14 protein-coding genes are annotated in these 13840 nt (G+C 66.3%); 9 read left to right on the top strand and 5 right to left on the bottom strand.

The window, feature by feature from the left end; translation table 11 throughout:
• Positions 1-119 precede the first annotated feature (119 nt).
• Complete coding sequence (locus XH79_RS09615; protein WP_271581521.1) at positions 120-1214, bottom strand: citrate synthase/methylcitrate synthase; 1095 nt, start codon at positions 1212-1214, stop codon at positions 120-122.
• Between the two features lie 84 nt (positions 1215-1298).
• On the opposite strand from XH79_RS09615, the gene XH79_RS09610 reads away from it, so the two are divergent.
• Positions 1299-2516 (top strand): citrate synthase family protein, encoded by a 1218-nt coding sequence (locus XH79_RS09610; RefSeq protein WP_271581520.1) that lies wholly within the window; start codon positions 1299-1301, stop codon positions 2514-2516.
• Between the two features lie 180 nt (positions 2517-2696).
• Here the strand turns inward: XH79_RS09610 and XH79_RS09605 are convergent, their stop codons facing one another.
• A complete protein-coding gene (locus XH79_RS09605) occupies positions 2697-3350 on the bottom strand; it encodes a DedA family protein (RefSeq protein WP_271581519.1) in 654 nt (217 codons plus the stop codon).
• Positions 3351-3645: 295 nt separating this feature from the next.
• Between XH79_RS09605 and cobS the strand changes: the two genes are divergently transcribed.
• From cobS to XH79_RS09570, 7 genes are all read left to right on the top strand, one after another.
• The gene (gene cobS, locus XH79_RS09600) at positions 3646-4644 is read left to right on the top strand and encodes a cobaltochelatase subunit CobS (RefSeq protein ID WP_172786549.1); all 999 of its coding nucleotides are present in this window, start codon (positions 3646-3648) and stop codon (positions 4642-4644) included.
• 3 nt (positions 4645-4647) lie between these two features.
• A complete protein-coding gene (locus XH79_RS09595) occupies positions 4648-5058 on the top strand; it encodes a GNAT family N-acetyltransferase (RefSeq protein WP_212347485.1) in 411 nt (136 codons plus the stop codon).
• On the top strand, positions 5055-6962 hold the full coding sequence (gene cobT, locus XH79_RS09590) for a cobaltochelatase subunit CobT (protein ID WP_271581518.1): 1908 nt from the start codon (positions 5055-5057) through the stop codon (positions 6960-6962). The genes XH79_RS09595 and cobT overlap by 4 nt, the downstream gene beginning before the upstream one ends.
• Entirely contained in the window at positions 6959-8029 is a 1071-nt protein-coding gene (locus XH79_RS09585) for an esterase-like activity of phytase family protein (RefSeq protein ID WP_271581517.1), read from the top strand. Before cobT ends, XH79_RS09585 begins: the two co-directional genes overlap by 4 nt.
• A 73-nt stretch (positions 8030-8102) precedes the next feature.
• A complete protein-coding gene (locus XH79_RS09580; RefSeq protein WP_271581516.1) occupies positions 8103-8792 on the top strand; it encodes a hypothetical protein in 690 nt (229 codons plus the stop codon).
• 142 nt (positions 8793-8934) lie between these two features.
• The gene (locus XH79_RS09575) at positions 8935-10047 is read left to right on the top strand and encodes an NADH:flavin oxidoreductase/NADH oxidase (RefSeq protein WP_271581515.1); all 1113 of its coding nucleotides are present in this window, start codon (positions 8935-8937) and stop codon (positions 10045-10047) included.
• A gap of 299 nt (positions 10048-10346) precedes the next feature.
• Positions 10347-10754, top strand: a complete 408-nt coding sequence (locus tag XH79_RS09570) for a hypothetical protein (protein WP_212347500.1) — start codon at positions 10347-10349, stop codon at positions 10752-10754.
• Between the two features lie 52 nt (positions 10755-10806).
• Here XH79_RS09570 and XH79_RS09565 read toward each other — a convergent pair whose 3' ends face one another.
• The 3 genes from XH79_RS09565 to XH79_RS09555 form a co-directional block, all read right to left on the bottom strand.
• Positions 10807-11052 (bottom strand): PilZ domain-containing protein, encoded by a 246-nt coding sequence (locus XH79_RS09565; protein ID WP_026312067.1) that lies wholly within the window; start codon positions 11050-11052, stop codon positions 10807-10809.
• Between the two features lie 273 nt (positions 11053-11325).
• Positions 11326-12711, bottom strand: a complete 1386-nt coding sequence (locus tag XH79_RS09560) for a DUF2235 domain-containing protein (protein WP_271581514.1) — start codon at positions 12709-12711, stop codon at positions 11326-11328.
• Between the two features lie 284 nt (positions 12712-12995).
• The gene (locus XH79_RS09555) at positions 12996-13130 is read right to left on the bottom strand and encodes a hypothetical protein (RefSeq protein ID WP_260387632.1); all 135 of its coding nucleotides are present in this window, start codon (positions 13128-13130) and stop codon (positions 12996-12998) included.
• Between the two features lie 373 nt (positions 13131-13503).
• Here XH79_RS09555 and XH79_RS09550 point away from each other — a divergent pair, with 373 nt between their 5' ends.
• Positions 13504-13782 (top strand): DUF1488 domain-containing protein, encoded by a 279-nt coding sequence (locus XH79_RS09550; RefSeq protein ID WP_271581513.1) that lies wholly within the window; start codon positions 13504-13506, stop codon positions 13780-13782.
• The last annotated feature ends 58 nt before the right edge of the window (positions 13783-13840 follow it).

The following is a 13840-nucleotide window of genomic DNA, read 5'->3' as shown; positions in this document are numbered from 1 at the left end:
AGGGTGGGCAAAGCGAAGCGTGCCCACGCATTTTTGCGATCGAGAGAGATGGTGGGCACGGCGCAAGTGCGCCTTTGCCCACCCTACGATTCCGTGCTCGCGGAGACATCCGCGATCCCTCACACCTCCGGCATCGCCCCGACATAGGACGAGCTCGGCCGGATCAATCGCCCCGTCCGCTGCTGCTCGCGCGCATGCGCGGTCCATCCCGCTGAACGTGCCACCGCGAAGATCGGCGTGAACGCCTGCCGCGGAATCGCCAGCGCATCGAGCAGGATCGCGGTGAAGAACTCGACATTGGTCTCCAGCGGCCGGTCCGGATTCTTCTTGCGCAGCGCGCTGCGGATATAGGCCTCGACCTCGCCGGCGAACGGCAGGTCGGTGCCGTTGGACGCCAGCGCCTCGACCGCGGTCTTGAGCACGTCGGCGCGCGGGTCGCGCACGCGATAGACGCGGTGGCCAAAGCCCATCATCCGCTCGCCACGCGCCAGTGCCGCATCCACCCAGGGCTGGATGCGCTCGCGCGAGCCGATCGCATCCAGCATTTCCAGCACCGGTTCCGGCGCGCCGCCATGCAGCGGACCCGTGAGCGCGCAATAACCCGCGGTGACCGCAGCAAACAGGTCAGCCTGCGTCGAGGCCACCACGCGCGCGGTGAAGGTCGAGGCGTTCATGCCGTGGTCGCTGGCGGTGACGAGGTAGGCGTCCAATGCCGTGACCTCGCGCGCTGCGGGCGAGCGCCCGTGCAGCATGCGCAGCGTGTCGGCGGCATGGCTCACATTCGGATCGGGCGCGACCGGCTCGAGCCCCTTGGCGCGGCGGACCAGCGCGCCCGCGATCACCGGGAACGCGCCGACGATGGTCGCCTCATGTTCGAGGCCGTGCTCGGCACGAAGCCCAGCGATCGCCGCGCGAAACCCGTCGACGATGCCCATGCCGCGCGTCGCCGGCAGCAACTCGTCCAGCCGCGCGAAGGCGCGCTCGCGCGCCGCGCCCAGGCTCGCCCGCACATTGGCTTCGCTCAAGGTCGTCTTGCTGGCGCCGTTCCAGAGCCGGGCGGTGACGCCCTCGAAGCTCGATTTGGCGGCGAGGCGGCCGACATGCTCGCCAGCGATAATCAGCTCGCCGCGCTCGCCGTCGACATGGCTCAGCACGGTCTCGGCCGCGGGAACGCCGTCCAGCCCGATCTGGCTTTTGGTGAGGTGGATGTTCATGGCCCAATCTCCCTTTTGCATTGCACGCAGGGGGAAAGGTCGGGCCTCTCGACAGATTGATCAATCTTGATTACATAAATCAATATGAAAAATTCCGAGGGCCTCTACCTCTCCGCCCGGGAGGCCGCCGCCGAGCTCGCGATCTCGCCGGCCACCCTCTACGCCTATGTCAGCCGCGGCCTGATCCGCTCCGAGCCGACGCCGGACTCGCGGAAAAACCGCTACCGCGCCGAGGACGTCCGCGCCCTGAAGGAGCGCCGGGTGCCGTCGCCGGAGCCGCGCGGCCTGCGCAGCTTCGATGCCGATCTGCCGGTGATGGACACGGAGATCTCGACCATCACCGAGGAGGGCGCGATCTATCGCGGCGTCAATTGCGTCGATCTCGCCGAGAACGACACGCTGGAGCACACCGCGACGCTGCTCTGGGACGTCGCCGGCGTCGATCCCTTCGCACCGGAGAATCAGCCGGAGATTTCTGCGGAGATGCGCGCCATCGCAGAGGCCGCGCGCCGCGCCGCGCCGATCGACCGCGCCATCGCCGTGCTGGCGCTCGCCACCAGCGCCGATCCCCGCGCATTCACCCGCGCCCCCGATGGCCGCGCCATGGTCGGCGCGCGCATCGTTCGCCTGCTGGTCGCGACCATGCTCAATGCCGAGCCGTCGGCCGAGCCGCTGCATCAGCAGGTCGCACGTGTCTGGGCGCCCGATAACAAGCACGCGCCCGACCTGATCCGCCGCGCCCTGGTTCTGCTCGCCGATCACGAGCTGAACGCCTCGACCTTCACCGCGCGCTGCGCGGCCTCGACCGGCCTCAACCTCTATGACTCCGTCATCGCCGGCCTCGCCGCGCTGAAGGGGCCGAAGCATGGCGGCGCCGGTGTGCTGGCCTCGCAGCTCGTCAAGACGCTGGTCGATCGCGATGTCGCGCCCGTGGTGCGCGAACGCGTCGCGCTCGGCGAGCGCTTTGCCGGCTTCGGCCACGGTGTCTACAAGCGCGGCGATCCCCGCGCGCAATCGCTGCTGAATGCCCTGTCGCGCGCCGGCGCGCCGCGAAAGTTCACCAAGGAAGTGCCGGAGCGGATCGTCGAGGCGACCGGCGAGCTCGTCAACATCGACTACGCACTCGCCGTGCTCGTCCACGCCCTGCGCCTGCCGGCCGGCAGCGAGCTCGCACTGTTCGCGATGGCCCGCAGCGTCGGCTGGATCGCCCATGCCAGCGAGCAATTGCAGTTCGGCAAGCTGATCAGGCCAAGGGCGAGGTATGTCGGGCCGGCGCCGGGGCGGCGGGTGGGGGCGGGATAAGTGCCGCCTGCCACCCTCCCCTGGAGGGGGAGGGTCGATCGCGCGAAGCGCGAGCGGGGTGGGGTGACGGTCTCTCCGCGATGAGCAGTGCCCGTGTGGAGAGATCACCCCACCCCGGCTCACATTTCGCTACGCTCAATCTGAGCCGACCCTCCCCCTCCAGGGGAGGGTAAGAAGAATCTACCGCGGCTTCGGTTCCGCGACACCACCGTTCCGCCGGCGATAGATCCAGACCACCACGCCCAGCACGATCGCAAACCCGACCACGCTCAACATCCAGATATGCTTGCCGACATGCTCATGGTGGTGCAGCCCGGCATATTCGTGCAGCGCCGTCACCGCCAGCACGCCCGGCAGCACATGGGCGGGGGCCCAGACCAGGATCGCCGGGATGTTCACCGCATAGAATCTTGCGGGCGCCATGCCGAGTGCGCCGGCGGTCACCGGCACGAAGGCGCGGATCGGCGGCACGAAGCGGGCGAAGAACACGGCCCAGGTGCCGAAGCGGTGGAAGAAGCTCTCGCTCTCGGCGACCACGCGGGGATAGTTGGTCAGCGGCCAGGTGCTGAGGATTTCGCGCTGCCGCCGGTGCCCGATCCAGTAGGCCGAGCCGTCGCCGAGCACCGCGCCGAGCGCGGCCGCCAGCAGCACCCATGGCAATTTCAGTTCGCCGCCCGGAATCAGGGCGCTGAGCGCCAGGATGATGGTCGAGCCGGGGATCACCGATCCCACCACCGGCACGGCCTCCAGAAGGGCCGCCAGGAACAGGGTCAGATAGGCCAGCCACGCATGGGCCGAGACGAAGGCGATGAGGGGATCGAGGAAGGACGTCACGTCGTCTCTGTGGCGGGCTAGGGCTTTTCGGTTTGGACCCTACATAAGTCAGGAGAGGCGGTGAAAGTGCCATTTGCGTGGGCAGCCCCGTTACCCCGCCCGAAATTCGAGCGTGATTCGCAAGGCAGCCCTCCAAAAACTGCGTTCCTCACCTATCTAAATGAAAAGACAACGGAACTTTGATTGAGGGGCGGGCTTCTGCCGGCACGTTGTCTCTGATAGGTTCGCAGCCGCACCCAGCCGCAGCCAACGTGCAATAACTGGTCTCGGGATCGCCCGGGACCTCGGAGGATTGATGACGACCGCCGCCCTGTCCAAAGTTGAGGAAGTTTCCGGTCAGCCCGACATGAAAGTGTCGGTCCGCCAGGTGTTCGGGATCGACAGCGATCTCGAAGTGCCGGCCTATTCCGAAGTCGATCCTCACGTGCCCGAAGTCGATTCCGATTATCGCTTCGACCGCGCCACCACGCTCGCCATTCTCGCCGGCTTCGCCCGCAACCGCCGCGTGATGGTGACCGGCTATCACGGCACCGGCAAATCCACCCATATCGAGCAGGTCGCCGCCCGCCTGAACTGGCCCTGCGTGCGCGTCAACCTCGACAGCCACATCAGCCGTATCGACCTCGTCGGCAAGGACTCGATCGTGGTCCGCGACGGCAAGCAGGTCACCGAATTCCGCGACGGCATTTTGCCCTGGGCGCTGCAGAACAACGTCGCGCTGGTGTTCGACGAATACGACGCCGGCCGCCCGGACGTGATGTTCGTGATCCAGCGCGTGCTCGAAGTCTCCGGACGCCTGACGCTGCTCGACCAGAACAAGGTGATCAAGCCGCACCCGGCGTTTCGGCTTTTCGCCACGGCGAATACGGTTGGCCTCGGCGACACCTCCGGCCTCTATCACGGCACCCAGCAGATCAACCAGGGTCAGATGGACCGCTGGTCGATCGTCACCACGCTGAACTATCTCAGCCATGACGAGGAAGTCGAGATCGTGCTGGCCAAGGCCAAGCACTATCGCACCCAGGAAGGCCGCGACATCGTCAACAAGATGGTCCGCCTTGCCGATCTCACCCGTAACGCCTTCGCCAATGGCGATCTGTCGACGGTGATGAGCCCGCGCACGGTGATCACCTGGGCGGAAAACTCCGACATCTTCGGCGATATCGGCTTCGCCTTCCGCGTCACCTTCCTCAACAAGTGCGACGAGCTCGAGCGTCCGCTGGTCGCCGAGTTCTACCAGCGCTGCTTCAACGCGGAGCTGCCGGAATCGGCAGTCAACGTGGCGCTCAGCTAGGCCATGCCAACCATCTCCGTCGAGCGCACCATTGGTACCACCAAGAAGGCTGTGCTCGCCGGGCTCGGCGCTTACAACGACGAGAAGTTTGGCAAGCAGAAGGTCAAGAGCATCGCGGTTTCGTTGAAGGACGGCCGCAAGATCGTCGGCGGCATCGTCGGGCACCTCTGGTCCACGGTTCTGTTCATCCAGTATTTCTGGATCGACCAGAAGCAGCGCGGCAAGGGGCATGGCACGAAGCTGATCGCGGCGATCGAGGACGAGGCAAGACGGCTCGGCGCGATCCGGGTCCATGTCGATACGATGAGTTTCCAGGCGCCGGGCTTCTATCGTACCTGCGGGTACGATGAATTCGGCACCATCGACGGCTATCCCGGCGGCGTGACGCGCCATTCGTTTACGAAGTCGCTATGAGCACATCATCATCCAACTCCAAATTCCGTAACAGCAAGGAAGCGCCGACCGAGCCGTTCAAGCGCTCGGTCGCCTCCTGCCTCAAGGCGATCGCCAAGTCGCCCGAGCTCGATGTCAGCTTCGCGGCCGAGCGGCCGGGCCTTGCGCCCGGCAAGGCGCGGCTGCCGGAGCCCGCGCGCAAGATGACCAAGCGCGATGCTGCCATCGTGCGCGGCCACGCCGATTCCATCGCGCTCAAGATCGCCTGTCACGATCCCAAGGTTCACCGCAAGCTGATGCCCGGCAATCCGCAGGCGCGCGGCGTGTTCGAGGCGGTGGAGCAGGCTCGCGTCGAGGCGATCGGCGCGCGCCGCATGGCGGGCGTTGCGAAAAACCTCACCGCGATGCTCGACGACCATTTCCATCGCGGCAAGTTCGACGAGATCACCGACCGCGCCGATGCGCCGCTGGCCGATGCGCTGGCGATGCTGGTGCGCGAGCGCCTCACCGGCATGGCGCCGCCGACGGCGGCGAAGAAGATGGTCGATCTCTGGCGGCCCATTCTCGAAGACAAGATCGGCAGGCGGCTCGACCGGCTCGACGGCGTGGTCGAGGACCAGGCCAGGTTCGGCGATGCCGTGCATGATCTGTTGTCGGCGCTCGAGCTCGGCGACGAGCGCAACGCCGACAGCGAGGACAATGAGGACAACGACGAGAACCAGGACGGCGATAACGACCAGTCCGGCGCCGAAGGCTCGCCCGATTCCGATGCCGCGCAGGAGATGAGCGCCGACCAGGCGCAGGCGACCTCGGAGGAGATGAGCGAGAGCGCGATGGAAAGCGCGCAGGCCTCGACCTCCGATACCTTCGACGACGGCGAGCTCGGCGACGACGAGACGCCGGGCGAGGCGACGCGTCCGAACGCGCATGGCAGGAACGAGCCGCGTGGGCCGGAATATCACGCCTTCGCGCCGAAATTCGACGAGGTCATCGCCGCCGAGGACCTCTGCGACCATGACGAGCTGGAGCGCCTGCGCGCCTATCTCGACAAGCAGCTCGCGCATCTTCAAGGCATCGTCGCCCGGCTCGCCAACCGGCTGCAGCGCCGCCTGATGGCGCAGCAGAACCGCGCCTGGGAGTTCGATCTCGAAGAGGGCATTCTGGACCCCGCGCGCCTGTCGCGCGTCGTCACCGATCCCTATCATCCGCTGTCCTTCATGCACGAGAAGGAGGCGACGTTCCGCGACACCGTCGTGACGCTGTTGCTCGACAATTCCGGCTCGATGCGCGGACGCCCGATCACGGTCGCCGCGACCTGCGCCGACATCCTCGCGCGCACGCTGGAGCGTTGCGGCGTCAAGGTCGAGATTCTGGGCTTCACCACGCGCGCCTGGAAGGGTGGGCAATCGCGTGAGGCGTGGCTTGCCGCCGGCAAGCCGGCCAATCCCGGCCGTCTCAACGATCTCCGTCACATCATCTACAAGTCCGCCGATGCCCCGTGGCGTCGTGCGCGGAAAAACCTTGGCCTGATGATGCGCGAGGGTCTCCTCAAGGAGAACATCGACGGCGAGGCGCTGGACTGGGCGCACAAGCGCCTGCTGGCGAGGGCCGAGCAGCGCAAGATCCTGATGATGATCTCGGACGGTGCGCCGGTCGACGATTCCACGCTGTCGGTCAATCCCGGCAACTATCTCGAGCGGCACCTGCGCCACATCATCGAGGAGATCGAGACCCGCTCGCCGGTCGAGCTGATCGCGATCGGCATCGGCCATGACGTCACGCGCTACTACCGCCGTGCGGTGACGATCGTGGACGCGGAAGAACTCGGCGGCGCCATCACCGAAAAGCTCGCCGAGCTGTTCAGCGAGACCAACACCGCACCAACCCAGCCGGCCGGTCGCCCGCGACGCAAACTGCATTCGTGAGCACGCAACCATCCCGCCGCAGCTTTCTTGGCCACGCGGCGGCGGGATTTTCCACTCTTGCACTATCGCGCCTTGCGCAGGCGCAAGCAACGACCGAGCCGCCCCCGCGCCCGCTCCAGGTCGAGCATGCCGTCGCTGAGCCCGTCAGCCTCGAGGTCAATGCGCGCCCCATCCCGAATTTCGAGCCGCGCGACCGCTCGCGCACGCGCTTCGGCTCGCTGGACTATCGCAGCGGCCTGGTGCTGACCTCGTCCTATCGCGGTTTTGGCGGCCTGTCCGGCATCCGGCTCGATGCGAAAGGTGAGCGCTTCCTCGCGATCTCCGACCAGGGCGGCTGGTTCACCGGCCGCATCCGTTATTCCGGCGGCAAGATGGCCGGGCTCGACGATGTCGAGGCCGCGCCGCTGCTGGGCGCGGAGGGACGGCCGATCACCGAAAAGCGCATGTGGTGGGATTCGGAATCGCTGACGCGCGACGGCAATCTGGTCTATGTCGGGCTCGAGCGCGTCAACCAGATCCTGCGCTATGATTTTGCCAAAGGCGGCATCCGCGCCCGCGGCGAGCCGATCGCGGTGCCGCCAGGCGTTCGCAAGCTGCCGCACAACAAGGGCCTGGAAGCGCTGGTCCTGGTCCCGAAGGGCCAGCCTCTCGCCGGCAGCCTGATCGCGTTCTCCGAACGCGGGCTCGACGCCGACGGCAATCTGGTCGCGTTCCTGATCGGCGGCCCCACGCCCGGCCAGTTCAGCGTGCGCCGTACCGAGAAATTCGACATCAGCGACGCGGTGCTGTTGCCCTCCGGCGAGCTGTTGATCCTCGAACGCAAATTCTCCTGGTTCACCGGCGTCGACATCCGCATCCGCTCGATCCCGCTGAAATCGATCGCGCCGGGCGCGGTGGTCGACGGCCCCGCGCTGTTCAAGGCCGATCTCGGCCAGGAGATCGACAACATGGAAGGCATCGACGCCCACGTCACGGCCGAGGGCGAGACCGTGCTGACGCTGGTGTCGGACGACAATTTTTCCATGCTCCAGCGCACCCTGCTGCTGCAGTTCACGCTGGTGGAGTAGGCGCAGGGTATCTCCCTTCGCCTGGACGACAGCGGAGATTGAACTCGCGTGCGTGAGCCTGCGACACACCCTCATGTCCCTCCGCGTCCTCCTCGCTCTCATCCTCATGCTTGCCGCGGCCTCGCCGGCCGTTGCCACGGCCGAGCACACCTATGCGAAGGGCGAGTACGGCATCATCGCGGGCGGGTGGGCGCCGAACAAGCGGCTCGCCATCGCCGTCCATGGCGAAGGCGAGGGCGCGCATGACAAGTTTCACGCCTATCTGATGGCGGAGCCGAAGCATCGCCGGCTGGCCGTGCTTGATAACATCAGCCACGAGAACAATCTCGACACCGCCTCCGATGCCTATTACGCGGAATGGTCGCCCGACTCGCGCTATGTCGCGGTCTCCTTCCGCACCGAGCGTCACATCACGACGCTGAACATCTATGCGATCGAAGGCAATCGCGCGCGGCTGATCGAGACGCCGGACCTGTTCCGCAAGGCGGCGGGCCGCACCGTCGTGGTCAAGACCGACGGCGATATGCGCACCTATTTCCCCACCGTGAAGTGGCGGGGACCGCGCAGCTACGATCTCAACGACTACCGTCTGTTCGTCGAGGACGACAAGACGCTGGCCGACAAGCTCGGCGAACTCGGCAGCCTGACCAAGATGGAGGACGGCCGCTATTCGATCGAGTTCGCCGCCCATGCCACCGTCACGCTCGGGCGCGGCAATCGCAACCGTATCGGCAAGCTCAAGCTTGGCGTTTTCGAGCGGTAGCGGGCCGGATTGCGACCGGGACCTTTGCGCAAATGCACGGCGCGCGGGCCGCCATGCCGCCTGCGCAACTGGCAATTCGCGTTTCCGCCACTAAACTTCATGCAATCGCTTCCATCCCTCTCATCCCCCGGGAACCCCCCGCATGAGCGCCCTGTTTTCCCCGATCAAGCTGCGCGGCCTGACGTTGAAGAACCGCGTCGTGGTGTCGCCGATGTGCCAGTATTCGGCCGACGACGGCGTCGCCACCGACTGGCACTTCACCCACATCAACAATCTCAGCCTGTCGGGCGCGTCGATGTTCTGCATCGAGGCGACCCATGTCGAGGCGATCGGCCGCATCACGCCGGGCTGCCTCGGGCTCTACAGCGATGCCTGCGAGGCCGCGCTGAAGCAGATCCTCACCTCGGTGCGCAAGCATTCCTCCACCGCGGTCGCGATGCAGCTCGCCCATGCGGGGCGGAAAGCGTCGAGCGCGCGGCCCTGGGACGGCGGCCAGCTGATCCCGGCGAGCGCAGGCGGCTGGCAGACGGTGGCGCCGTCGGCGGTGCCGCACAAGGAGGGCGAGGCCGCCCCGCTCGCGCTGGATAGCGCGGGCTTGAAACGCATCCGCGACGCCTTCGTCGACTGCGCCAGGCGCGCCGACCGCCTCGGCATCGACGCCATCGAGCTGCATGGCGCGCACGGCTATCTCATGCATCAGTTCCTGTCGCCGATCTCGAACCGGCGCACCGACGAATATGGCGGCAGCTTGCAGAACCGCATGCGCTTCCCGCTCGAAATCTACGACGCCGTGCGCGCCGTGTTCCCGCACGACAAGCCGATCGGCATGCGGGTGTCGTCCACCGACTGGGTCGAGGGCGGCTGGGATCTGGCGCAGACCATCGAGTTCGCCAACGCGCTGAAGGCGCGCGGCATCGACTGGATCGATGCCTCCTCCGGCGGCGTCTCACCGCTGCAGAAGATTCCGCTCGGCCCCGGCTATCAGGTGCAGTTCGCAGAGGCGATCCGCCGCGAGACGGGAGCGACCACCATCGCCGTCGGCCTGATCTCCGAGGCAAAGCACGCCGAGGAGATCGTCGCCTCCGGCAAGGCCGACATGGTCGCGCTCGCCCGCGGCATGCTCTACGATCCGCGCTGGGGCTGGCACGCCGCCGCCGAGCTCGGCGGCGAAGTCGAAGCCCCGCCGCAATACTGGCGCTCGCAGCCCTCGACGCAAAAGGCGCTGTTCGGCAAGACCACGTTCGGAGCAAGGTGAGGCGCGATTGCGGCGCTACAACTTCTGCCGTCGTCCCGGCCTAGTGCGCAATTGCGCACGGGGGCCGGGACCCATAACCACAGGAAGCAGTTTGGCGAAGACTCTAAGTTACGTTGTCAACACGCACCGCGCGCTATCGTAAGATCACGCGGTACGGGTCCCGGCCTTCGCCGGGACGACACTGAATCTATGGCGAGTTCATTCGCTCACGCCTCCTCACGCATCCGTAAACCTCCTCACCTTTCACGCACCGTAAAACTGGCCTAACCTGTGCGTCCAACGCCTCACGGAGGCCGGCCATGCGGTTTGGTGTTCGCAAGACTGCCCACGTGTTCGAGCGCGTGGGCCTCGCGATGGCGGGGGCCGCGTGCGGGTTGTTCGTCGGCGCCTATGTCGGATCGGCGATCGCGCCGCTGACCACGCAGGGGTTCCTGCTGCTGATGATGCTGCTCGGCGCGGTCGGCTTCTATCTCGGCATCGACACGCCGCAGATGCCCTTCGACGACGCGCACAGCGCCATCGACGCCGCCGAATTTCTGAGCTCGGCCGGCACGCTCTGCGCCACGCTCACCGCGCTCGCCTCCGTCGCCGTCATCGTGCTCCGCCTCGACCCGCACATGGTCTGGAGCTGGCTCGTCCTGTTCGGCTGGACCGCCGGCGTCGCCATGCAGATCGTCGCGGGGACAAAGGCCAGGATGCGGAAGTAGCTTCCTTACCCTCCCCCTCCAGGGGAGGGTAAGCGGGCAGCGCACCGCTTGCCTAAAACACCACGCCCACCCGCGTGCCGCGCTTCCACGCGATGCGGCAGCGCTTCTTCGTGTTCACATGCAGCAGCTCGAACCTGTCGGGGATCTGCACCTGGCCGCCGAGATCGACGCAGGCCCCGCCCGGCGAATAGTCGATCAGCGTGCAGGGAATCACCGGCGCGCGCGGGTCGGTGATGATCTTGGCCTGGCGGGACACCAGTCCCGCCGGTTTCACGCGGGCATATTTTCGCGGATGCATTGGCACATCTCCTCCAACTCCGCGGCTCGCGGCGGACTCTATGCAGGATGATGCGGAGGAGTTGATGCGATCCGACTAAGGTGGGCGCGAGAATTTTAATGAAAAGTGGTGGCGGCCGGAGAAAGCGGCGGTAGCGGGGTGCCCACCCTCCCCTGGAGGGGTCCGGGACGAGCGTAGCTCGCCCGTGGTCGATCGCGCGCAGCGCGAGCGGGGTGGGGTGATCTCTCACCACGGGCAGTGCTTCTCGCGGAGAGACTGTCACCCCACCCCGTCTCATGTCTCGCTTTGCTCGACATGAGCCGACCCTCCCCCTCCAGGGGAGGGTGGGAGCACAGCCTCCACCCCCGCCGCCACATCCACCCCCGGCGGCACCGGCATCGGCACGGTCACGTACTCCTTCGGCATGTTCACCGGCCGGTAGTCCGGCTCCACCGCCATCCGCTTCAACACGCTCTCATGCACATGCGCGCCTTCGGGGATGACGCGCGGCTCGCAATCGGGGATGTAGAAGCCGAAATAGACCTTCCGCTCCGGCCATTCCCGGTACTTCGCGCGCTTCGGCAAATACTCCAGCACGCGCCAGGCCGCATTCATCGAATCGTGCAATTCGCCCGTCTTCCCCTCGTAGGCGGGCGGCACATATTTGAACGGCGAGTTCTTGCGCTGGACGCCCCAGGCGAGCTGGTTCACGGTGCGCGGGTTGAAGTTCAGCCCGGCCTTCTCGGCCTCCTCGATCATCCAGATCAGCGGATATTTCGATTCCCCGCTCTCCGCCTCCGCATAGCCGCCGCCGACGTCGCAATGCACGCCGGCGAACCACACCTGCAGGATGTCCTGCGCCACCTTCTTCTCGTCGGGCACGTAGCGGTTGCTCCAATAGTCCTGCGGCTCCCAGTACTTGTTGAGGCGGAACATGCGGCGCCGCTCGTCGATCGCGATCGCCTGCCGGAAGATGTTGACGCTCGGATTGCGCCGCGTGAAGGCGAGCTCCTCCAGGCTGAACACGAAGAAGAAATTGTCGCGCCGCGGCACGATCACGCTCGCCACCGTGTCCCAGACGCCGATGAAGTGGATGGTCGGCCAGCGCGTCGAGGTGATGCGCGCGAATTGGGCTGCGAGGTCGAACGCGTCCTTCGGCAGCGGCCCCTGGTCGTCCACAGTGACGTCCTTGAGGTCCTCGACGTCGTTGCCGCGCCCGGTGCCGGAATATTGCTTGTAGGCGACCATGCCGGACCCTGCGAGGTTCACCTGCTCCGGCGAGATCAGCCCGATCTTGTGAATGAGCCCCGCCAGCACCCGCACCGTGTAAGCGCCGCGCGAAAAACCGAACAGGTAGATCCTGTCGCCCGGCGCGTAGTGCTCGACCAGGAAGCAATAGGCCGAGAGCACGTTGTCATCGAGCCCGTAGCCGGTGGCGAGCCCCAGCACCAGGTTGACGTCGGCCTTGATCCGGTGCCACGTCGTCGGCTCCGTCACCGTGCCGACCCCGGGATCGTAGAACACCATCTGCCGCGGATGCGTCTTGTCCGTCTTGCGCAGGCAGCGATAGAGCTTCAGGACGTTGGAGATGTTCTCCGATATCTCGTTGCCGGTCCCGTCACAGCAGATGACGAGGTTTTTCGGCTCGGGCTTGCGGTCGATGTCGCGCGCGTGCTCCACGGGATGTGCCTCCGGGTGATGCTACCGGGGCGAGTATAGCGGAAAAGCGCGACGGAGAAGAGACGATGGTACTTCTTACCCTCCCCTGGAGGGGGAGGGTCGGCTCGCATTGAGCGCAGCGAAAATGCGAGACGGGGTGGGGTGACGGTCTCTCCCCATCCAACAGTGCCCGAGTGGAGAGATCACCCCACCCCGCTCGCGCTCCGCGCGATCGACCACGGGCGAGCTGCGCTCGTCCCGGACCCCTCCAGGGGAGGGTAAGCGCGCCGTGCGCTCCTCTCGCTCTACTTCTTCTTCGCCGGCCCGAAATCCGGCTGCCAGGCCGCCTCCTTGCGGCTTGGTGCCGCGGCGATCACCTTGGCTTTGTCCTTCTTCGGCTTCTTGGCTTCGCGATTGCTGCGTTGCTGTCCCTTGGCCATGACGTCCGTCTCCTGTGCCATTGAACGCGCGATAATGCGACAGCGTACGCCTGCGGTCCGGCGATAGCGAGCGCTAAAGCGGACGCCTGCGCGGGGAGGGCTGAGGGGCGGCCGCGGCCGTCTGCGGCAGCGACGGTGCCCGCATCGAAAACAGGTGTCGTCCCGGCCTAGTGCGCAATTGCGCACGGGGGCCGGGACCCATAACCACCGAAGCGAGTTGTTGCGGATACCGTGGCGACAGCGTGCTCCGACAACGCTGACCGGGGTAATGGGTCCCGGCCTTCGCCGGGACGACGTTGGAGAGTTTGCTGGCCCGAAGCACGTTGCAGTCAACCGGCGTTCGCCAGGACGACACGCAACCAAGGAGCAACCCGTGACCCTCACCAGCGGCCGCTACATCGGCCACGAACAGGACCGGGGGATCGTCCAGTTCTCGATGCAGGACGGCGCGAAGGAGATCCCCTGCGCGATATCGACCTCCGCGATGGACGACCTCGAGCGCGGCCCGCGCGCCAGACCCGGCGAGCGCGAAGCCCAGTTCACCCGCCTGCGCGACCGCATCGAAGCCTGCGCCGCCAGCAAATACCGCGCCTGCGAGTTCGAAGGCACCCCGCCCGGCATCGTGCTGCGGAGCATTGATTTTCGAGGGTAGGGGAGCGCACCCGGCCCCATGGGCATCGTCTGTTGACATTAACGGTCTGTTAACCATG

Source organism: Bradyrhizobium sp. CCBAU 45389 (genome assembly GCF_028128625.1).
In the GTDB taxonomy this organism is placed as follows: Bacteria; Pseudomonadota; Alphaproteobacteria; order Rhizobiales; family Xanthobacteraceae; genus Bradyrhizobium; species Bradyrhizobium liaoningense_B.
The sequence above is the reverse complement of the archived record's forward strand: the minus strand, read 5'-3'. Positions and strand labels throughout refer to the sequence as shown.

What these genes read in the sequence shown, in the direction of transcription:
- XH79_RS09615 (WP_271581521.1), bottom strand. Translation starts at nt 1,214, where the DNA reads ATGAACATCCACCTCACCAAAAGCCAGATCGGGCTGGACGGCGTTCCC.
- XH79_RS09610 (WP_271581520.1), top strand. Translation starts at nt 1,299, where the DNA reads ATGAAAAATTCCGAGGGCCTCTACCTCTCCGCCCGGGAGGCCGCCGCC.
- cobS (WP_172786549.1), top strand. Translation starts at nt 3,646, where the DNA reads ATGACGACCGCCGCCCTGTCCAAAGTTGAGGAAGTTTCCGGTCAGCCC.
- XH79_RS09595 (WP_212347485.1), top strand. Translation starts at nt 4,648, where the DNA reads ATGCCAACCATCTCCGTCGAGCGCACCATTGGTACCACCAAGAAGGCT.
- cobT (WP_271581518.1), top strand. Translation starts at nt 5,055, where the DNA reads ATGAGCACATCATCATCCAACTCCAAATTCCGTAACAGCAAGGAAGCG.
- XH79_RS09580 (WP_271581516.1), top strand. Translation starts at nt 8,103, where the DNA reads ATGTCCCTCCGCGTCCTCCTCGCTCTCATCCTCATGCTTGCCGCGGCC.
- XH79_RS09575 (WP_271581515.1), top strand. Translation starts at nt 8,935, where the DNA reads ATGAGCGCCCTGTTTTCCCCGATCAAGCTGCGCGGCCTGACGTTGAAG.
- XH79_RS09570 (WP_212347500.1), top strand. Translation starts at nt 10,347, where the DNA reads ATGCGGTTTGGTGTTCGCAAGACTGCCCACGTGTTCGAGCGCGTGGGC.
- XH79_RS09565 (WP_026312067.1), bottom strand. Translation starts at nt 11,052, where the DNA reads ATGCATCCGCGAAAATATGCCCGCGTGAAACCGGCGGGACTGGTGTCC.
- XH79_RS09555 (WP_260387632.1), bottom strand. Translation starts at nt 13,130, where the DNA reads ATGGCCAAGGGACAGCAACGCAGCAATCGCGAAGCCAAGAAGCCGAAG.